The 19,888-nt window shown below is 70.4% G+C and carries 15 protein-coding genes; 1 reads left to right on the top strand and 14 read right to left on the bottom strand.

Annotation, left to right across the window (positions count from 1 at the left end; all coding sequences use genetic code 11):
* Window positions 1-99: 99 nt before the first annotated feature.
* Complete coding sequence (gene ileS / locus ACFCZF_RS33055) at window positions 100-3,246, top strand: isoleucine--tRNA ligase (protein ID WP_376674766.1); 3,147 nt, start codon at window positions 100-102, stop codon at window positions 3,244-3,246.
* A gap of 292 nt (window positions 3,247-3,538) precedes the next feature.
* Here the strand turns inward: ileS and divIVA are convergent, their stop codons facing one another.
* The 14 genes from divIVA to ACFCZF_RS32985 all read right to left on the bottom strand — a co-directional run.
* Window positions 3,539-4,735 (bottom strand): apical growth/hyphal branching protein DivIVA, encoded by a 1,197-nt coding sequence (gene divIVA / locus ACFCZF_RS33050; protein ID WP_375916481.1) that lies wholly within the window; start codon window positions 4,733-4,735, stop codon window positions 3,539-3,541.
* 55 nt (window positions 4,736-4,790) lie between these two features.
* On the bottom strand, window positions 4,791-5,075 hold the full coding sequence (locus ACFCZF_RS33045; RefSeq protein WP_007448661.1) for a YggT family protein: 285 nt from the start codon (window positions 5,073-5,075) through the stop codon (window positions 4,791-4,793).
* An 81-nt stretch (window positions 5,076-5,156) separates the two neighbouring features.
* Window positions 5,157-5,798 (bottom strand): cell division protein SepF, encoded by a 642-nt coding sequence (sepF, locus tag ACFCZF_RS33040; protein WP_375916487.1) that lies wholly within the window; start codon window positions 5,796-5,798, stop codon window positions 5,157-5,159.
* 129 nt (window positions 5,799-5,927) lie between these two features.
* Window positions 5,928-6,647 (bottom strand): YggS family pyridoxal phosphate-dependent enzyme, encoded by a 720-nt coding sequence (locus tag ACFCZF_RS33035; protein ID WP_376674765.1) that lies wholly within the window; start codon window positions 6,645-6,647, stop codon window positions 5,928-5,930.
* A gap of 6 nt (window positions 6,648-6,653) precedes the next feature.
* Window positions 6,654-7,382, bottom strand: coding sequence for a peptidoglycan editing factor PgeF (gene pgeF, locus ACFCZF_RS33030; protein ID WP_375916493.1), 729 nt, complete (start codon window positions 7,380-7,382; stop codon window positions 6,654-6,656).
* Window positions 7,379-8,587: a cell division protein FtsZ gene (gene ftsZ, locus ACFCZF_RS33025; protein WP_376674764.1), complete on the bottom strand. Its 1,209-nt coding sequence runs from the start codon at window positions 8,585-8,587 to the stop codon at window positions 7,379-7,381. Before ftsZ ends, pgeF begins: the two co-directional genes overlap by 4 nt.
* Before the next feature lie 287 nt (window positions 8,588-8,874).
* Entirely contained in the window at window positions 8,875-9,669 is a 795-nt protein-coding gene (gene ftsQ / locus ACFCZF_RS33020; protein ID WP_376674763.1) for a cell division protein FtsQ, read from the bottom strand.
* 25 nt (window positions 9,670-9,694) lie between these two features.
* Window positions 9,695-10,789, bottom strand: coding sequence for an undecaprenyldiphospho-muramoylpentapeptide beta-N-acetylglucosaminyltransferase (gene murG / locus ACFCZF_RS33015; RefSeq protein ID WP_210958995.1), 1,095 nt, complete (start codon window positions 10,787-10,789; stop codon window positions 9,695-9,697).
* 6 nt (window positions 10,790-10,795) lie between these two features.
* Window positions 10,796-12,166, bottom strand: coding sequence for a putative lipid II flippase FtsW (gene ftsW / locus ACFCZF_RS33010; RefSeq protein WP_375916502.1), 1,371 nt, complete (start codon window positions 12,164-12,166; stop codon window positions 10,796-10,798).
* 76 nt (window positions 12,167-12,242) lie between these two features.
* Complete coding sequence (gene murD / locus ACFCZF_RS33005; protein WP_376674762.1) at window positions 12,243-13,649, bottom strand: UDP-N-acetylmuramoyl-L-alanine--D-glutamate ligase; 1,407 nt, start codon at window positions 13,647-13,649, stop codon at window positions 12,243-12,245.
* Window positions 13,650-13,660: 11 nt separating this feature from the next.
* Window positions 13,661-14,752, bottom strand: coding sequence for a phospho-N-acetylmuramoyl-pentapeptide-transferase (gene mraY, locus ACFCZF_RS33000; protein ID WP_055417690.1), 1,092 nt, complete (start codon window positions 14,750-14,752; stop codon window positions 13,661-13,663).
* On the bottom strand, window positions 14,752-16,182 hold the full coding sequence (gene murF / locus ACFCZF_RS32995) for a UDP-N-acetylmuramoyl-tripeptide--D-alanyl-D-alanine ligase (protein WP_376674761.1): 1,431 nt from the start codon (window positions 16,180-16,182) through the stop codon (window positions 14,752-14,754). Before murF ends, mraY begins: the two co-directional genes overlap by 1 nt.
* A gap of 49 nt (window positions 16,183-16,231) precedes the next feature.
* Window positions 16,232-17,752, bottom strand: a complete 1,521-nt coding sequence (locus ACFCZF_RS32990; RefSeq protein WP_376674786.1) for a UDP-N-acetylmuramoyl-L-alanyl-D-glutamate--2,6-diaminopimelate ligase — start codon at window positions 17,750-17,752, stop codon at window positions 16,232-16,234.
* A 216-nt stretch (window positions 17,753-17,968) separates the two neighbouring features.
* Window positions 17,969-19,888, bottom strand: a 1,920-nt coding sequence (locus tag ACFCZF_RS32985) for a peptidoglycan D,D-transpeptidase FtsI family protein (protein WP_376674760.1), incomplete at its 5' end; no start/stop codon positions are given.

Raw genomic sequence — 19,888 nt, 5'->3', positions numbered from 1 at the left:
GGCGCACACGACGCGCCGGGGAGCCAAGGAGGGTGGTACCGCGGGAGCACGGCTCTCGTCCCTCCGACGGAAGGCAGCACGTCCGCCGGAGGAAGCTCGTTGAATACGCAGCCGCAGTACCGCCAGGTGCCCGCCCAGGTCGACCTGCCCGCGCTCGAACACGCGGTGCTCGACTTCTGGCGTGAGCAGAAGATCTTCGCCAAGAGCCTGGAGCAGTCCGAGGGCCGCCCCGAGTGGGTGTTCTACGAGGGCCCGCCCACCGCCAACGGCATGCCGGGCGCCCACCACATCGAGGCCCGCGTCTTCAAGGACGTCTTCCCCCGCTTCCGCACCATGCGCGGGTACCACGTGGGCCGCAAGGCCGGCTGGGACTGCCACGGCCTGCCGGTCGAGCTGGCGGTGGAGAAGGAGCTGGGCTTCTCCGGCAAGCAGGACATCGAGGCGTACGGCATCGCCGAGTTCAACGCCAAGTGCCGCGAGTCGGTGACCCGCCACACGGACGCCTTCGAAGAGCTCACGACCCGGATGGGCTACTGGGCCGACCTCCAGGACCCGTACCGCACGATGGACCCCGAGTACATCGAGTCCGTCTGGTGGTCGCTGAAGGAGATCTTCGACAAGGGCCTGCTGGTCCAGGACCACCGCGTCGCCCCCTGGTGCCCCCGCTGCGGCACCGGCCTGTCCGACCACGAGCTGGCGCAGGGCTACGAGACGGTCGTCGACCCGTCCGTCTTCGTGCGCTTCCCGCTGACCTCCGGCCCGCTGGCCGGCGAGGCCGCGCTGCTGATCTGGACGACCACGCCCTGGACGCTGGTCTCGAACACCGCCGTGGCCGCGCACCCGGACGTCACCTACGTCGTCGCCACGAACGGCGACGAGAAGGTCGTCGTCGCCGAGCCCCTGGTCGCCAAGGCCCTCGGCGAGGGCTGGGAGACCACCGGGCAGTCCTTCACCGGCGCCGACATGGAGCGCTGGACGTACCAGCGCCCGTTCGAGCTGGTGGAGTTCGCGGAGCCGGCGCACTACGTGGTGAACGCCGACTACGTCACCACCGAGGACGGCACCGGCCTCGTCCACCAGTCCCCCGCCTTCGGCGAGGACGACCTCAAGACCTGCCGCGCCTACGGCCTGCCGGTGGTCAACCCGGTCCGTCCCGACGGCACCTTCGAGGAGGACGTCCCGATGGTCGGCGGCGTCTTCTTCAAGAAGGCCGACGAGAAGCTGACGGAGGACCTGGACGCCCGGGGCCTGCTCTTCCGACACACTCCGTACGAGCACAGCTACCCGCACTGCTGGCGCTGCCACACCGCGCTGCTGTACTACGCGCAGCCGTCCTGGTACATCCGCACCACGGCCGTCAAGGACCGTCTCCTCCAGGAGAACGAGAAGACCAACTGGTTCCCCGACTCGGTCAAGCACGGCCGGTACGGCGACTGGCTGAACAACAACATCGACTGGGCGCTCTCCCGCAACCGCTACTGGGGCACCCCGCTGCCGATCTGGCGCTGCGAGGACGACCACCTCACGGTCGCCGGCTCCCGCGCCGAACTGACCGAGCTGACCGGCACCGACCAGTCCGCCCTGGACCCGCACCGCCCGTACATCGACGAGGTCACCTTCGCCTGCCCGCAGGACGGCTGCGGCAGGACGGCCACGCGTGTGCCGGAGGTCATCGACGCCTGGTACGACTCGGGCTCGATGCCGTTCGCGCAGTGGGGCTACCCGCACAAGAACAAGGAACTGTTCGAGAGCCGGTACCCGGCGCAGTTCATCTCCGAGGCCATCGACCAGACCCGCGGCTGGTTCTACACGCTGATGGCGGTCGGCACCCTGGTCTTCGACAAGTCGTCGTACGAGAACGTCGTCTGCCTCGGCCACATCCTCGCCGAGGACGGCCGCAAGATGTCCAAGCACCTGGGCAACACCCTGGACCCGGTCCCGCTGATGGACCGGCACGGCGCCGACGCCGTCCGGTGGTTCATGGCGGCCGGCGGCTCCCCGTGGGCGGCCCGGCGGGTCGGTCACGGCACCATCCAGGAGGTCGTCCGCAAGACGCTCCTCACGTACTGGAACACCGTCGCCTTCCAGGCCCTGTACGCCCGCACCACGGGCTGGGCCCCGAGCGAGGCCGACCCGGCGCCCGCCGACCGCCCGGTCCTGGACCGCTGGCTGCTCTCCGAGCTGCACGCGCTCACCGACCAGGTCACACAGGCGCTGGACGCCTACGACACCCAGCGCGCCGGCAAGCTGCTCTCCGCGTTCGTCGACGACCTGTCCAACTGGTACGTACGCCGCTCCCGCCGCCGCTTCTGGCAGGGCGACAAGGCGGCGCTGCGCACCCTGCACGAGGTCGTCGAGACGGTCACCAAGCTCATGGCCCCGCTGACCCCGTTCATCACCGAGCGGGTCTGGCAGGACCTGATCGTGCCGGTCGCCCCGGGCGCCCCCGAGTCGGTGCACCTGTCCTCGTGGCCGGAGGCGGACCTCGCGGCGATCGACCCCGAGCTGTCGAAGCAGATGGTGCTGGTCCGCCGCCTGGTCGAACTGGGCCGTGCCACGCGCGCGGAGTCGGGCGTCAAGACCCGCCAGCCGCTGAAGCGCGCGCTGGTCGCGGTGGCGGGCTTCGACGCGGTCTCCCCCGAACTGCACTCGCAGATCACGGACGAGCTGAACGTCGAGTCGCTCGCGTCGCTGAGCGAGGTCGGCGGCAGCCTGGTCGACACGACCGCGAAGGCCAACTTCCGTGCGCTCGGCAAGCGGTTCGGCAAGCGCGTCCAGGACGTCGCCAAGGCCGTCGCGAACGCGGACGCCGCGGCGCTCTCCCTCGCCCTGCGCGAGGGCACGGCGTCGGTGGAGGTCGACGGAGAGACGATCACCCTCGCTCCCGACGAGGTGATCATCACGGAGACGCCGCGCGAGGGCTGGTCGGTCGCCTCCGACTCGGGCGCGACGGTGGCGCTGGACCTGGAGATCACGGAGGAGCTGCGCCGCGCGGGTCTCGCCCGGGACGCGATCCGCCTGATCCAGGAGGCCCGCAAGAACAGCGGCCTTGACGTCGCCGACCGGATCGCGCTGCGCTGGACGGCCACGGACCCGGAGACGATCGCCGCCCTGACCGAGCACTCGGGTCTGATCGCCGACGAGGTCCTCGCCACGGACTTCGCCCAGGGCGAGGCGGACGACGCGTACGGGGAGCCGTTCACGGACGAGGGCCTGTCCCTGACGTTCCGGCTGCGCAAGCAGTAGCCACGTAGCAGCACCTGGGCCCGGTCTCCCTGGAGGCCGGGCCCTTCGTCGTACCGCCGCAGCTGCGGGCAGTCGTGCCTCCCCCAGTGCCTGAACGGCTCCCGCTCGAGCGCAGCCGAGAGTGGGGGAGGCACCCCGGCAGCGCCGGGCCACGCGACCCGCCCCGCGCCCACCCCAACGCCCAGCATGTGAACCCCGCACGACGAAAGGGCGGGCCCCGGGTCAGAAACCCGGGGCCCGCCCTGAACGCTGCCGACTGCTACGCCGTACTACCGGACGTCAGTCCTCCGACTCAGTTGTCGTCCTCGTCGATCAGGAACCCGCGCATCGGCGAGGGCGCCTGTCCCATCGGCGACGGACCCTGCGGCCGCACCGGAGCCATCGGCTGAGTCATGGCCGGCGACATCTGCTGCTGACCGCCGTAGGACGGACCGGACTGGCTCGGCCCGCTGCCCATCGACTGGTTGCCTCCGTACGACGGCGCACTCGCGCCGGCCGGAGCCATCGAAGGCGCCGGGGACGGCGGCAGGGAGGCCGTGGCGGGCGTACGCGGCGGGGCGAGCGAGTCGTCCGACTGGGTCTCCAGCTGACGCAGCTGCGACTCCAGGTACGACTTCAGCCGCGTCCGGTACTCGCGCTCGAAGCCGCGCAGGTCCTCGACCTTGCGCTCCAGCGTGGCGCGGGCGGACTCCAGGGAGCCCATCGCGACGCGGTGCTTCTCCTGCGCGTCCCGCTCCAGGGCGTCGGCCTTGGCGCGGGCGTCCCGCTCCAGACCCTCGGCACGCGAACGCGCCTCGCCGACGATCTTGTTGGCCTCGGAGCGAGCCTCGGCGATCGCCTGGTCGGCGGTCTGCTGGGCCAGCGAGAGGACACGGGCGGCGCTGTCGCCGCCGGGGCCGCCCTGACCGGGCATGCCGGGGCCACCGGGACCCTGCGGGCCGCCCATGGGGCCACCCATCGGACCGGGGCCCATCTGGCCCTGCATCGGGCCGTGGCCACCCTGGCCCATCGGCCCAGGACCCTGACCCATCGGGCCGGGACCCTGCGGGCCGCCCTGACCGCCGGGACCGGCGGGCAGCTGCGGGGCACCGCTAGGCAGCTGGGGCGGGCCACCCATGGGGCCACCCATCTGCTGCTGCGGCGGGCCCGATATGCCGGCGGGCACCGGAGCGCCGGGACCTCGCATGCCCTGCTGCGGCATGCCCTGCTGCTGTGGCGGGTGCTGCTGATGCTGGGGCGGCTGCTGATGCTGCGGCGGCTGCTGATCCTGCGGCGGTTCCGGAGGCTTGCGCATGTTCTGTTGATTCTGCGCGGCCGCGCGCGTCGCCGCGGCCAGCTTGGCGCGCAGGTCCTCGTTCTCGCGGAGCAGTCGGGTCAGTTCGGCTTCGACCTCGTCGAGGAAGGCATCGACCTCGTCCTCGTCATAGCCTTCTCGGAGGCGGACGGTCGTGAACTGCTTGTTCCGCACGTCCTCGGGGGTCAACGGCATCTCTTCACCTCAACGTTGTCGTCGGCATTCGGCAAGCCCGTATTTCTCTCATCGATCACAGCCGGCTCACGATCGAGATCAGGATGTAGACGATGATCATCAGTACGAAGAAGGACAGGTCGAGCGCCACGCCCCCGAGACGCAGCGGCGGAATGAACCGCCGCAGAAGCTTCAACGGTGGATCGGTGACAGTGTAAGTGGCCTCCAGAACGACCACCATCGCCTTGCCGGGTTGCCACGAGCGGGCGAACTGGAAGACGTAGTCCATGACCAACCGGAAGATGAGCACGATGAGGAAGCACATCAGCGCGATGTAGACGACATCCAGGACCACGCTCATGACCTGTGCTTCCCTCTCCCCTGAACCATCTCTCGGACCCGGTTTCGGATCCGTGTTCTTGCTCTGTACCGGTGGTGCGTCTCAGCTCTGGTTGAAGAACCCGCCCTCTGCGATACGGGCCTTGTCCTCCGCCGTGACATCGACGTTAGCAGGAGACAGCAGGAACACCTTCTGCGTCACCCGCTCGATACTGCCGTGAAGACCAAACACCAAACCGGCCGCAAAGTCGACAAGTCGCTTCGCATCTGTGTCATCCATCTCAGTGAGATTCATGATCACCGGCGTGCCCTCACGGAAGTGTTCCCCGATGGTACGGGCCTCGTTGTAGGTCCGGGGGTGAAGCGTGGTGATCCGGTAGGGCTCTCGTTCGGACACGACCTTGGGCATGATGACCGGTGCGCTCTTTTCCAGGCTTGCGCGTTCTTGTGTGATGGATGCCACGGGCGCGATACGCGCCGGGCGACCCGATTCCGCCGCGAGCGAAGCGGCCCGGGGCACCGGCTCGCGCGGCGCGGGCGGTTGTACGACTCGTACCTCTTCGTCCCTTAGGGGCTGATGTGAACCGTGCGGCTGGTGCGCCGGTTCGTGCCGCCGGTGGTCCCGCTCGGGCTCCGGGTCCAGTTCCGGTTCGAAGTCGTCATCGGGGTCGAACCCCCGGCCGTCGTACCCATCGTCCTCCACGAGGCCGAGGTAGACCGCCATCTTGCGCATCGCGCCGGCCATGCTCTGAGTCCTCCGCTCTGTGGTGGATCGGCTGACGACTGCCAAGTGCCTGCGATCCACGAGGTCGTTGCGTCCGCCTTTCGGCGGTAATGACCATATTTTCTGCTGTGGTCCGACTTCTTGGCGACGTTACCCGAGCCTGGGTCGGACTCCGAGTACCGCAGTACCGACGCGCACATGTGTCGCTCCGGCGGCCACGGCCTGTTCGAGGTCCGCACTCATCCCTGCGGAGACCATGTTCGCAGCCGGATGGGTTCGGCGCACGTAGGTCGACAAATCCATGAGGTGCTCGAACGCCGCCTGTTGGCGTCCCGCGTACTCGCCGGTGAGCGGGGCCACGGTCATCAGTCCGTCGAGCCGCAGCCCCTCGGACCGGGCGACCAGGTCGGCCAACTCTTCGATTCCCGCGGGCGAGACGCCACCGCGGTCACCGCGCGCGTTCTCCCCCGCGTCGAGCGCGACCTGGAGCAGGCAGCCCACCTCGCGCCCGGCCCGCACGGCCTCCTTCGACAGAGCCGTGACGAGCCTGGCCCGGTCGACCGACTGCACGACATCCGCGTAACCGACCACGGACCGCACCTTGTTGGTCTGCAACTGACCGACGAAATGCCACGAAAGCGGCAGATCCGAGCAGGCGGCGGCCTTCGGTGCCGCGTCCTGGTCGCGGTTCTCGGCGACATCGCGCACACCGAGTTCGGAGAGAATTCGCACATCGTCGGCCGGATAGGTCTTGGTGACCACGATGAGGGTCACCTCCTCGCGGCCGCGGCCCGCGGCCTCGCACGCCGCGGCGATGCGCTCTTCCACTTTCGCCAGGTTCGCGGCGAGTTCCTGCTTACGGTCCGTCATGCCCCATCAGTCCAGCCAGACGTAGCCCGCGAGCCGCCCGGTGGTGCGGTCGCGTCGGTACGAGAAGTGGTCCTTCGACTCCCGGGTGCACACCGGCGACTGCGCCCGGTCGCGCACCCCGAGGCGTTCGAGCTGCGCGTGCACGCCGGCGCCCACGTCGACCGCCGGTGTGCCCCAGCTCGTCACGGCGTACGCCGCCGGTTCGACGGCGGCCACCTCGGCGCGCATCTCCTCGGGCATCTCGTAGCACCGGCCGCACACGGCGGGTCCGGTGCGGGCGACGATCCTGGCGGGGTCCGCGCCGAGTTCGGTCATGGCCCGTACGGCGGCGGGGACGACCCCGGCGACCAGGCCGGGCCGGCCCGCGTGGGCCGCGGCGGCGACGCCCGCGACGGGGTCGGCGAGCAGGACGGGCACGCAGTCGGCGGTAAGGACGGCGAGGGCGAGGCCGCGTTCGGCGGTGACGACCGCGTCGACCCGCGGGACCGGCCGGTCCCCCCAGGGCCCGTCGACCACGGCGACGTCGGACCCGTGCACCTGGTTCATCCAGACCACCCGGGCCGGGTCGACGCCCAGCGACTTGGCCGCCAGCTCCCGGTTGGCCGTCACGGCGCCGGGGTCGTCGCCGACCGCGCCGCCGAGGTTGAGCTCCTCGTACGGAACGGCGCTCACTCCGCCCCACCGGTCGGTGAAGCCGAAGTGCGCGCCGTTCACGGTGTCGCGCTGTCCTATCACTTCAGGAAGTCCGGCACGTCCAGTTCCTCGGCCGCGCTGTCCGAGTAGGTGCGGGACGGCGGGACCGGCGGCGGGGAGACCGGCGGCAGGTCGCTGACCGGCTCCTGCGCGGGCGCCGGCTCCGGCTCCTCCTTCGGCTTGACGCTGCCGAGCGAGCCGAAGGACGGACGGCTCTCGGTCTGCCGTGCCGGGGTGGGCTCCTCGCGCTTGCCCGAGGAGGCGGAGCCGAGGACGTTGTCCCGCTGCTTGGACGGCGGCTGGCCCCCGTCGAAGCCGGCCGCGATCACGGTGACCCGGACCTCGTCGCCCAGGGCGTCGTCGATGACCGCGCCGAAGATGATGTTGGCCTCGGGGTGGGCGGCCTCGCTGACCAGCTGGGCGGCCTCGTTGATCTCGAACAGGCCGAGGTCGGAGCCTCCGGAGATGGAGAGCAGCACGCCCCGGGCGCCGTCGATGGACGCCTCGAGCAGCGGCGAGGAGATCGCCATCTCGGCGGCGGCCACCGCGCGGTCGTCGCCGCGGGCCGAACCGATGCCCATGAGGGCCGAACCGGCCTCGGACATGACCGACTTCACGTCGGCGAAGTCGAGGTTGATCAGGCCGGGCGTGGTGATGAGGTCGGTGATGCCCTGCACACCGGACAGCAGCACCTGGTCCGCGGACTTGAACGCGTCGAGCACGCTGACCTGGCGGTCCGAGATGGACAGCAGTCGGTCGTTGGGGATGACGATGAGGGTGTCGACCTCTTCGCGGAGCTCGGCGATGCCGTCCTCGGCCTGGTTGGCCCGGCGCCGTCCCTCGAAGGTGAACGGGCGGGTGACCACGCCGATGGTGAGGGCGCCGAGCGAGCGGGCGATGTTGGCCACGACGGGCGCGCCGCCGGTGCCGGTGCCGCCGCCTTCTCCGGCTGTCACGAAGACCATGTCGGCCCCCTTGAGGACCTCCTCGATCTCCTCGCGGTGGTCCTCGGCGGCCTTGCGGCCGACGGCCGGGTTGGCTCCGGCGCCGAGTCCGCGGGTGAGTTCGCGGCCGACGTCGAGCTTGACGTCGGCGTCGCTCATCAACAGAGCTTGCGCGTCGGTGTTGATGGCGATGAACTCGACGCCCTTGAGACCGACCTCGATCATCCGGTTGATGGCATTGACACCACCGCCGCCGACACCGATGACTTTGATGACTGCGAGGTAGTTCTGCGGTGCTGCCACGTCGAAGGCCTCTCGCCTCGAGTTACGTGTCGTCGAATCGCCGAAGCACTGCTGCCCCGCGACCCGGCGACTGATGCCGAATGGGACGGTCCGTAGCGCCGACCCGAACCCTAACGCTGAAGTTTAGGGTTACCAGTGTGTCTGTTCCTTGAAGTCTTCTGAACAGGACACTAAGTCGACAAGTGGCGCACGTTCAACGAACACGCCGAACCTCCCGTTTTTCTTTTCACCCTATGTGATCAGCCGTAGCGCTGCCCAACCAGGGTGCTGGCCTGCACGTATACCCGTCAACTCCGCGATGACGCCGGGGCGGTGGGGACACTCACGTCGAAGTGCCGTGCATCAGGCGCCGCTTTCATCAGCGCGGCGAGCGCACGCGCTTTCCGCACACCCTGCTCACCGCTCCCCCACGCCACGGTGCGGTCGCCGCTCAGCTCCAGCGAGATGTCGTCGTAGGAACGGACCTTGACGCTCCGCGTGTCCCTGGCGACCGCGTCCGGAAGACGACCGGCCACCCGCACCGCCTCCCGCACCAGGCGGTCCTCGTCGAAGCGGCGCAGACTGGCCGCGGCGGAGCCGGATCGGGCGGGCTCCAATTCCAGCTCGGGAACGTCTTTCGGGGCCCGGGAAACCGTAGCGAAACGGACGCCTTCATCGTCCACTTCCACGAACTTTCGGCCCTTTTGCACAATCAGAACCGGAGTGCGCTCGGTCACTTTCAGTCCGATTCCGTGCGGCCAGGAACGCTCCACGCCGACCTCGTCGATACGGGGCAATTCGCGGCGCAGCCGTGCCTCGACCGCCTCGGTGTCCACGGAGACCAGCGGGTCCCCGACGGGCACGTCGGCGGCCTCGCGCACCTGAGCGGGCGTCAGCACACGGGTACCGGAGACCGACACGCGTTCCACCCGCGTCCAGTTCGAACCGTAGAGGAGCCAGACGGTCCCGCCCGCGAGAAGCACGAGAGCGACGATCAGGATGATGATCGTACGAAGACGGGGCGGGCCGAACCAGCGCGCGCGGGGCGGGCCGGACGACTCCTGCTGGCGTTCACCGCGCTCGGCGGTGCTCGGTCCGGCCACGCTCCCTGCCTTCCGTCATCCCTGACTAGCGGTGCGCACGGGCGGCGATCGCCTCGTACACCATGCCGACGAGGAGGTCGTCGGCGTCCCGGCGGCCGAACTCGGCGGCGGCGCGGGACATCTCGTACAGCCGGTGCGGGTCGGCGAGCACGGGCAGGACGTTGTGCTGCAGCCACTCGGGCGTCAGTTCCGCGTCGTCGACCAGCAGTCCGCCGCCGGCCTTGACCACCGGCTGCGCGTTGAGCCGCTGTTCACCGTTGCCGATGGGCAGCGGGACGTAGGCGGCCGGGAGCCCGACGGCGGAGAGTTCGGCGACGGTCATCGCGCCCGCGCGGCAGAGCATCATGTCGGCCGCGGCGTACGCGAGGTCCATCCGGTCCAGGTAACTTACCGGGATGTACGGGGGCATCCCCGGCATCTGGTGCACCTGCGGCAGTTCGTTCTTGGGTCCGACCGCGTGCAGGATCTGGATGCCGGCCTGCTGGAGCCAGGGCGCGACCTGCTGGACCACCTCGTTGAGGCGGCGGGCGCCCTGCGAGCCACCGGTGACCAGCAGCGTGGGCAGGTTGGGGTCGAGCCCGAACATCGCGCGGGCCTCGGGGCGGGCGGCGGCCCGGTCCAGGGTGGCGATGGAGCGGCGCAGCGGGATGCCGATGTAGCGGGAGTTGCGCAGCTTGCTGTCGGGGGTGGAGACGGCGACCTGCGCGGCGTACCGCGAGCCGATCTTGTTGGCCAGGCCGGGGCGGGCGTTGGCCTCGTGGACGACGATCGGCACACCGAGCCGCTTGGCCGCGAGGTAGGCGGGCAGGGCGACGTAGCCGCCGAAGCCGGCCACGGCGTCCGCCTTGGTGCGCTCCAGGATCTGCTCGGCCGCCTTGATGGTGCCGCGCAGCCGACCCGGCACGGTGATCAGCTCGGGGGTGGGCTTGCGCGGCAGCGGTACGGCCGGGATCAGCGCCAGTTCGTACCCGCGCTCGGGTACGAGGCGGGTCTCGAGGCCGCGTTCCGTGCCCAGGGCCGTGATCCCCACGGTCGGATCCTGCCTGCGCAGGGCGTCCGCGAGGGCGAGCGCGGGCTCGATGTGGCCCGCGGTTCCTCCGCCGGCGAGTACGACATGCACCGAAATTCACCGCTCTCCGGACGAGCGCGCCGCCGAGGCGCGCCGTCGCATCGTGTTCCAACTCCGTGGGCTCCGCTTGGACCCGGTGCCCCCGGTTCCCCGCTTTCTACCAAAGCGAGGTTGCCGCAGCGCGAGCGCCGCCCGCGCACCGGGCTCGTCGCGTGCGAAGGCGATGAGCAGTCCGATGGCGAACATGGTCGGCAACAGGGCGGAACCCCCGTAGGAGAACAGCGGGAGGGGGACACCGGCGATCGGCAGCAGCCCGAGGACCGCACCCATGTTGATCACGGCCTGGGCCGTGATCCAGGTGGTCACGCCTCCCGCGGCATACCTCACGAAGGGGTCCTCCGTGCGTCCGGCCACGCGGATACCCGCATAGCCTAGAGCCGCGAAGAGGGCGAGTACCGACAGCGTCCCCGCCAGGCCCAGTTCCTCACCGGTGACGGCGAAGATGAAGTCGGTGTGTGCTTCGGGTAGTTGGCCCCATTTCTCCACGCTGGCGCCGAGCCCGGAACCGAACAGTCCGCCCGAGGCCAGGGCGTAGATGCCGTGCACCGCCTGCCAGCAGGAGTCGCCCGGTCCGGGGTCGGTGGCGCCGATGCAGTTCAGCCGGGCCATGCGGTTGGGGCTGGTCTTGATGAGGATGAAGCCCAGCAGCACGGCGATCGACAGCACGCCGGCGAACAGCCGCGTGGGCGCGCCCGCCAGCCACAGCAGGCCGAACAGGATCGCCGTCAGGATGATCGCCGTACCCATGTCGCCGCCGAGCATGATGAGCCCGAGCAGCATGAAGGCGGCCGGGACCAGCGGCACCAGCATGTGCTTCCACTGCGTCAGCAGCTTCTTGTCCTGCTTGCGGGCCAGCAGGTCCGCGCCCCACAGCACCAGGGCCAGCTTGCCGAACTCGCTGGGCTGGATCTGGAACGAGCCGCCCAGCGCGATCCAGTTCTGGTTGCCGTTGACCGCCATCCCTATCCCCGGCACCTGCACCAGGATCATCAGGAAGACGGCACCGGCGAGGATCGGGTAGGCCAGCGCCCGGTGCAGCTTCACCGGCATCTTCATGGCGGCCACCAGCAGCCCGGTGCCGATCAGGGCGGCCAGGGCCTGCTTGCGGAAGAAGTACGAGCCGGGCAGCGACAGCTGGAGCGCGGTGATCTGGGAGGCCGAGTAGACCATCACCAGACCGAGCACGGTGATCAGCGCACTGCCGCCGAAGATCAGGTAGTACGCGGTCAGCGGCCGGTCCCAGGCGCGGCGCAGACGCAGGTACAGGCGGAGCACGGGGTTCTCGTGCGGCGGCCTCGGCGCGGGGGGGCGTTCGGCGGCCCGCCGCACGGGCGGGCGTCCGGTACGGCTCTGGGGACTACCGGGCATCGCTGCCTCCGCTGTACGTCGGCATGGACCGTCCCACGCGTCCTCCCGAGGTCGCCCGGCGCAGGAGGCGGCCGGGTCAGGCGCCGAGTTCGCGAACGGCCTCCGCGAACGCGTCACCGCGCTTGTTGTAGTTGGTGAACATGTCCATGGAGGCACAGGCCGGGGCCAGCAGTACCGTGTCGCCGGGCCGGGCGAGTCGCTGGGCCTCCTGGACGGCCTGGAGCATCGCACCAGTGTCGGTCCGGTCGAGGTCGACCACGGGTACTTCGGGGGCGTGTCGCGCCAGGGCTTCGCGGATCAGGGCGCGGTCGGCGCCGATGAGGACGGCACCGCGCAGGCGCTTCGCCGCTCCGGCGACCAGCTCGTCGAAGGTCGCGCCCTTGGCCAGCCCGCCGGCGATCCAGACGATGGACTCGTACGCCGCCAAGGAGGCCTCGGTGGCGTGGGTGTTGGTGGCCTTGGAGTCGTCCACGTACGCCACCCCGTCGACGTCGGCGACGTGCGCGATGCGGTGGGCGTCGGGCGTGAAGGCCCGCAGCCCGTCCCGTACGGCCGCGGCGGGGACGCCGAAGGCACGGGCGAGGGCGGCGGCGGCAAGGGCGTTGGCGATGTTGTGCGGGGCCGACGGGTTGACGTCGGAGACCTCGGCGAGCTCCTGGGCGTTCTTCTGCCGGTCCTCGACGAAGGCGCGGTCGACCAGGATGCCCTCCACGACGCCGAGTTGGCCCGGTGCCGGAGTGCCGAGGGTGAAGCCGATCGCCCGGCAGCCCTCCTCGACGTCGGCCTCGCGGACCAGGTCCTCGGTGGCCTTGTCGGCGACGTTGTAGACGCAGGCGACGCGATTGCCCTCGTAGATACGGCCCTTGTCGGCGGCGTAGGCCTCCATGGAGCCGTGCCAGTCGAGGTGGTCGGGGGCGAGGTTGAGCACGGCGGCCGAGTGGGCGCGCAGGGAGGGCGCCCAGTGGAGCTGGTAGCTGGACAGCTCCACGGCCAGTACGTCGTACTCCGTCTCGCCGGTGACCGCGTCCAGCAGGGAGACGCCGATGTTGCCGACGGCGGCGGTGCGCAGGTCGGCGGCCTTCAGGATCGACGCCAGCATCTGGACGGTGGTGGTCTTGCCGTTGGTGCCGGTGACCGCGAGCCAGGGTGCGGAGTCGGGGCGGCGCAGGCGCCAGGCCAGTTCGACGTCGCCCCAGATCGGGACGCCGGCCTCGCGGGCCGCGGTGAACAGCGGCTTGTCCGGCTTCCAGCCCGGCGCGGTGACGATCAGCTCGGTGCCCTCGGGCAGGGTCGCCCCGTCGCCGAGGCGCACGGTGATACCGAGCGCCTCCAGCTCGGCCGCCTGCGCCCGCGCGCGCTCGTCGTCGCCGTCGTTGACGACGGTGACGCGCGCGCCGAGGCCGTGCAGGACCTTGGCCGCCGGGACGCCGGAGACGCCGAGTCCGGCGACGGTGACGTGCTTGCCCTGGAATTCGAAAGGCACCGAGGAGGTGGTCACTTGTCCGCTGCCCATCCCGCGTAGAAGAGGCCCAGTCCGACGATCACACAGATGCCCTGGATGATCCAGAAACGGACCACGACAAGGACCTCGGACCAGCCTTTGAGTTCGAAGTGGTGCTGGAGTGGCGCCATCCGGAAGACCCGCTTTCCGGTGAGGCGGAAGGAGCCGACCTGGATGACCACCGACATGGTGATCAGGACGAACAGGCCGCCGAGGATGGCCATCAGCAGTTCGGTGCGCGAGCAGATCGCCAGACCCGCGAGCACGCCGCCGAGCGCGAGCGAACCGGTGTCGCCCATGAAGATCTTGGCCGGCGAGGTGTTCCACCACAGGAAGCCGAGGCAGGCGCCCATCAGCGCGGACGCGACCACCGCGAGGTCGAGGGGGTCTCGCACCTCGTAGCAGGCGCCCGGGTTGGTCAGGGTCAGCGCGTTGGCGCAGGACTCCTGGAACTGCCAGACGCCGATGAAGGTGTAGGCGCCGAAGACCAGGACGGAGGCGCCGGTGGCCAGACCGTCCAGACCGTCGGTCAGGTTCACGCCGTTCGACATCGCGAGGATCATGAACAGCGCCCAGATGACGAACAGCACCGGGCCGATCGACCAGCCGAAGTCGGTGATGAACGACAGTTTCGTGGACGCCGGGGTGTTGCCCCGGTTGTCCGCGAACTGGAGTGAGAGCACCGCGAAGCCGATGCCGACGATCAGCTGGCCGGCCATCTTCGCCTTGGCTCTGAGGCCCAGCGAACGCCGCTTGACGATCTTGATGTAGTCGTCGAGGAAGCCGACCAGGCCCATGCCCACCATCAGGCCGAGCACCAGCAGGCCCGAGAAGGTCGGCCCCGCGTCCGTCTTCGGGTCCAGGTAGCTGGTGATCACCTTGGCCAGGAAGTAGGCGGCGACCGTGGCGAAGATGAAGGCGATACCGCCCATCGTCGGCGTACCGCGCTTGCTGGCGTGCTCGCGCGGGCCGTCGTCGCGGATGTACTGGCCGTAGCCCTTGCGGGCCAGGAGCTTGATCAGCAGCGGGGTGCCGACCAGCGTCAGGAAGAGGCCAATGACTCCCGCGAACAGGATCTGCTTCATCATCGGGCGGCAACCTCACCCTCGGCGCCGGTCTCGAGAAGCGCCGTCGCGACGCTCTCAAGACCCACCGAACGGGACGCCTTCACGAGCACGACGTCCCCCGGGCGCAACTCGCTGCGCAACAGGTCGACCGCCGCCTGTGCGTCGGACACGTGCACCGACTCCTCACCCCACGAACCCTCGTTATATGCGCCCAGTTGCAGCCATCGGGCTTCCCTGCCCCCGACCGCGACGAGCTTGCTGACGTTGAGCCGGACGGCGAGCCGCCCGACCGCGTCGTGCTCGGCGAGCGCCTCGTCCCCGAGCTCGGCCATCTTGCCGAGCACCGCCCACGTACGGCCCCCCTTCGCCCGTGAGGCCTCGCCGATGGCGACGAGCGCACGCAGCGCGGCCTTCATGGACTCGGGGTTCGCGTTGTAGGCGTCGTTGACGACCGTCACGCCGTCCGGGCGCTCGGTGACCTCCATCCGCCAGCGGGAGAGGGAGCCCGCCTCGGAGAGCGCGGTGGCGATCTCGTCTGCGGACATGCCCAACTCGTGGGCGACGGCGGCCGCGGCGAGCGCGTTCGACACGTGGTGCTCACCGTACAGGCGCATGGTCACATCGCTTGCACCGGAGGGTGTGTGAAGCCTGAAGGAAGGCTGTCCGGTGTCCGTGAGTCGCACGTTCTCGGCGGACACGTCCGCTTCGTCGGACTCTCCGAAAAGGATCACCTTCGCCTTCGTTCGGGACGCCATGGCCCGTACGAGCGGGTCGTCCGCGTTGAGGATCGCGGTGCCGCCCTCCTCGGCCGGCGGCAGCGCCTCGACGAGTTCGCCCTTGGCCTGGGCGATCTGCTCCCGGCCGCCGAACTCGCCGATGTGCGCGGAGCCGACGTTGAGGACGAGGCCGATCCGCGGCGGGGTCAGCTCGCAGAGGTAGCGGATGTGGCCGATGCCGCGGGCGCCCATCTCCAGGACGAGGAACTTGGTCTCCTCGGTGGCGGTGAGCGCGGTGAGCGGCAGCCCGACCTCGTTGTTCATGGAACCGGGCGTGAAGACCGTGGGCGCCTTGCGGCGCAGCACCTGGGCGATGAGGTCCTTGGTGCTGGTCTTGCCGGCGGACCCGGTGAGGGCCACGAGGGTGGTGCCGAGGCGCCGTACGACGTGGCGGGCGAGGGCGCCGAGGGCGGCCTGGACGTCGTCCACGACGATCGCGGGCACACCGACGGGGCGGGAGCCGAGTACGGCCACCGCACCCGCCTCGACGACCGCCGGCGCGAAGTCGTGGCCGTCCACCCGCTCGCCCACGAAGGCGACGAAGAGGCTGCCCGGCCCCGCTTCCCGCGAGTCACGGACGACCGGTCCGGTGACCTGCACGGACGCGTCCGGTATGTCGTGCATCCGCCCGCCGACGACTTCTGCGATCTCGGCGAGAGAGAGGGTGATCACAAGTTCGTCCCCTGGATCAGGATCAGGATCGGCTGGATCATTCGGGATCTCATCCCTGGGTCTTCTGGATGGCTTCGCGAAGCACCTGGCGGTCGTCGAAGGGACGGACCACCCCGGCGATGTCCTGGCCCTGCTCGTGCCCCTTGCCCGCCACCAGCACGGTGTCGCCGGGCTCGGCCCGGGCGACGGCGGCGGCGATCGCGGCGGCCCGGTCCTCGAAGACCTGGACCTCGCCGCGCTCGTGCGCGGGCACGGACGCCGCGCCCTGGAGCATGGTGGCGAGGATCGCGAGGGGGTCCTCGGAGCGGGGGTTGTCGGAGGTCAGTACGGCGGTGTCGGCGAACCGGGCCACGGCGGCGCCCATCGGCTCCCGCTTGGTGGTGTCCCGGTCGCCACCGCAGCCGAGCACGGCGTGCAGCTTGCCCTCGGTGACCTTGCGGAGCGCCCTGAGGACGGACTCGACCGCGTCGGTCTTGTGGGCGTAGTCGACCACCGCGAAGTAGGGCTGGCCCTCGTCCACGCGCTCCAGGCGACCCGGTACGCCCGGCACGGCGGCTACGCCGTCGGCGGCGGTCTGCGGGTCGAGGCCGGCGGCGGCGAGGGAGACGATCGCGGCGAGGGTGTTCGCCACGTTGAACGGGCCGGCCAGCGGCGACTTGGCGGCGATCCGCTCGCCCTTCGGCCCGAGCACGGTGAACGTCGAGTCCAGCGGGCCGACCTCGACCTCGTCGGCGCGCCAGTCGGCGTCGGGGTGGCCCTCCGCGGAGTAGGTGACGACCGGGACGGTGGCCTCGTTCGCCAGGCGGCGCCCGTACTCGTCGTCGACGTTGACGACGCCGAGCCTGCTGCGCTCCGGCGTGAACAACTGCGCCTTCGCCTGGAAGTAGTCCTCCATGCCGGAGTGGAACTCCATGTGCTCCGGGCTGAGGTTGGTGAAGACCGCGATGTCGAAGACGCAGGCGTCGACCCGGCCGAGCACCAGGGCGTGGCTGGAGACCTCCATGGCGACCGCGTCGGTGCCGCGCTCGCGCATCACCGCGAACAGCGCCTGGAGGTCGGTGGCCTCGGGCGTGGTGCGCTCGGACTTGATGCGCTCGTCGCCGATCCGCATCTCGACCGTGCCGATGAGCCCGGTGGACTTCGCCGTGCGCAGGCCACCCTCGACGAGGTAGGCGGTGGTGGTCTTGCCGGAGGTGCCGGTGATGCCGATCTGGAGGAGATCGCGGCCGGGGTGGCCGTAGATCGTGGCCGCCAGTTCGCCCATCCGCGCGCGCGGGCTGTCGACGACGAGCGCCGGCAGACCGGCGGCGGCGACGCGCTCGGCGCCGGACGGGTCGGTCAGCACGGCGACGGCTCCGAGACCGGCCGCCTGGGTGGCGAAGTCGGCGCCGTGGAGACGGGCTCCGGGGAGGGCGGCGTACAGGTCGCCGGGGCGGACGGCGCGCGAGTCATGGGTGATGCCCGTGACTCCGGCGGTGCTGTCCGGCGCGGTGACACCCAGCTGGTCGGCGAGTTCCGCGAGGGGTGTGGCGGAGATCTGGGCCGGCCGGGGCGGTCCCGGGTAGGTCACGGGGTGGCCCTTCTGGGTGGTTTGGGACTGATCAGCGTGTGGCACGGCGGTGAGCGTACCGGGCGTACCCGCTTCCGGGCGAAGTGAGGTGTGGGGGGTGCTCTGGTTCCCGGGATCGGGGGTGATCGTTGTCACGGGTGGTTCCTGGTGGCTCGGTACTGAATCGGCGCTGGCTCGGTACTGACTCCGGAGTGGTCAGGGTTTGAACCGGAGTGGTCAGGGTTTGAAGGTGACCGGGAGGTTGGCGGGGTCGGCTCCGGTCGGCGGGACCTGAAGGGTCTTCAGGGCGAACTCCATGACCTGCTTGTAGATGGGGCCGCAGATCTGGCCGCCGAAGTAACTGCCCTCGGTGGCGTTCTGGATGGCGCAGTAGACGGTGACGCGGGGCTTGTCGGCGGGGGCGAATCCGGCGAACGACGAGGTGTACCCCTTGTACATGCCGGTGGCCGGATCCACCCGGTTGGCCGTGCCCGTCTTGCCCGCGACGCGGTAGCCGGGGATGCGGGCCTTGGTGCCGGTGCCCTCCTCGTCGTCGACGACGGACTCCAGCATCTGCGCGAGGGTCTTCGCCGTCTTCTCGCTGATCACGCGGGTCTTCTTGGGCTCGGGAGCCGGGGTGAAGCGCCCGTCGTCCCCCTTGGTGCCGCGCACGAGCGTGGGTTCGACGCGGACGCCGCCGTTGGCGATGGTCGAGTACACGGAGGCCGCCTGGAGCGCGTTCACGGAGACACCCTGGCCGAAAGGAATCGTGTACTGCTGCGAGGTCGACCACTGGTCCGGCGGCGCGAGGATGCCCTTGGTCTCGCCGGGGAAGCCGAGCCCGCTGTAGCCGCCGAGGCCGAACTTGCGCAGGTAGGAGTGGAGCACCTTGTTGGCCTCCTCCTGCGTCTTGCCGAGTTCGCCGGTGGCCATGATGGTGCCGATGTTGCTGGACTTGGCGAGCACGCCGTTGAGCGTGAGGTACCAGGTGGGGTGGTCGATGTCGTCCTTGAAGAGCCGGTCACCGCGCTTGAGCCGGTTCGGGATGGTCAGGTGGGTCATCGGAGTGGCGGCCTTCTCCTCCAGCACCGCCGCCATCGACATCACCTTGGCGGTGGAGCCGGGTTCGAAGGCGTCCTGGAGGGCCGCGTTGCCCAGCGCGTCCGGGTCGGCGTGGGCGAGGTCGCCCGGGTCGAAGCCGGGCGAGTTGGCCATGGCGAGGATCTCGCCGGTGGCCGTGTCCTGGACGATGACGTAGCCGCCGTCCGCCTTGGACTTCTCCACCTGCTCGCTGATGGCGTGCTGGGCGGCCCACTGGATGTCGCGGTCGATGGTGAGTTCGACGTCGCTGCCGGGGACGGCGGGCGTCTCGGTGGAACCGGCGGTGGGTACCTGGCGGCCGCCGGACTGCGCGTAGCGGATCTTGCCGTCCTTGCCGGCCAGGGTCTCGTTCAGCTTCCGTTCCAGGCCGCCGCCGCCCTTGCCGTCCGCGCCGACCCAGCCGAGGATGCCGGCGGCGAGGTCGCCGCCCGGGTACACGCGCTTGCTGCTGGGGTCGGCGAAGACGCCCGCGAGGGCGTTGACCACGGACTTGTCCGTCTCCGCCTTCTTGGTCAGCGCGGTCTTCAGGTCCTTGATCTGGTTCCAGACCTGCGGGGTCTGGCGGCGGGCGAGGCGGACGTAGCGCAGCTCCTTGTTCTTCGGGCGGAGCACGTCGACGAGATCCTCCTGGTCCTCGCCGAGGATCGGCGCCAGGAGCGCCGCCGCCTGCTCGGGGCCGTCGCCGACCTTCAGCTGCTCCCGGGTGAACATCGTGGGGTCGGCGGTGATGTCGTAGGCGTCCACGGTGCTCGCGAGGGCCACGCCGTTGCGGTCGGTGATCCCGCCGCGCTCGGCGGGCAGCGTGTGGACGACGTAGCGGTTCTGCTCGGCCTTGGCTGCGTACGTGCCGGCGTCGACGGCCTGCACCTGGAGGAGCCGTACGACGAACGCGGACATCACCAGGGTCAGGGCGAGGCCGATCAGGCGCAGGCGGGGGCGGGGGCTGCCCAGCCGGATGGCGCGGGGTGCGGCCGGCCGGGGCGGGCCCGGTCGGCGGGCGGGCCGGGCGCCGGGGCCGGGCTGCCGCCGACCGCCGGGGCGGACGGGCCTCGCGGG

The sequence above is a fragment of the Streptomyces sp. NPDC056296 genome (assembly GCF_042268605.1).
In the GTDB taxonomy this organism is placed as follows: Bacteria; Actinomycetota; Actinomycetes; order Streptomycetales; family Streptomycetaceae; genus Streptomyces.
The sequence above is the reverse complement of the archived record's forward strand: the minus strand, read 5'-3'. Positions and strand labels throughout refer to the sequence as shown.

What these genes read in the sequence shown, in the direction of transcription:
- divIVA (WP_375916481.1), bottom strand. Translation starts at nt 4,735, where the DNA reads ATGCCGTTGACCCCCGAGGACGTGCGGAACAAGCAGTTCACGACCGTC.
- ACFCZF_RS33045 (WP_007448661.1), bottom strand. Translation starts at nt 5,075, where the DNA reads ATGAGCGTGGTCCTGGATGTCGTCTACATCGCGCTGATGTGCTTCCTC.
- sepF (WP_375916487.1), bottom strand. Translation starts at nt 5,798, where the DNA reads ATGGCCGGCGCGATGCGCAAGATGGCGGTCTACCTCGGCCTCGTGGAG.
- ACFCZF_RS33035 (WP_376674765.1), bottom strand. Translation starts at nt 6,647, where the DNA reads ATGACGGACCGTAAGCAGGAACTCGCCGCGAACCTGGCGAAAGTGGAA.
- ftsW (WP_375916502.1), bottom strand. Translation starts at nt 12,166, where the DNA reads ATGCCCGGTAGTCCCCAGAGCCGTACCGGACGCCCGCCCGTGCGGCGG.
- mraY (WP_055417690.1), bottom strand. Translation starts at nt 14,752, where the DNA reads ATGAAGCAGATCCTGTTCGCGGGAGTCATTGGCCTCTTCCTGACGCTG.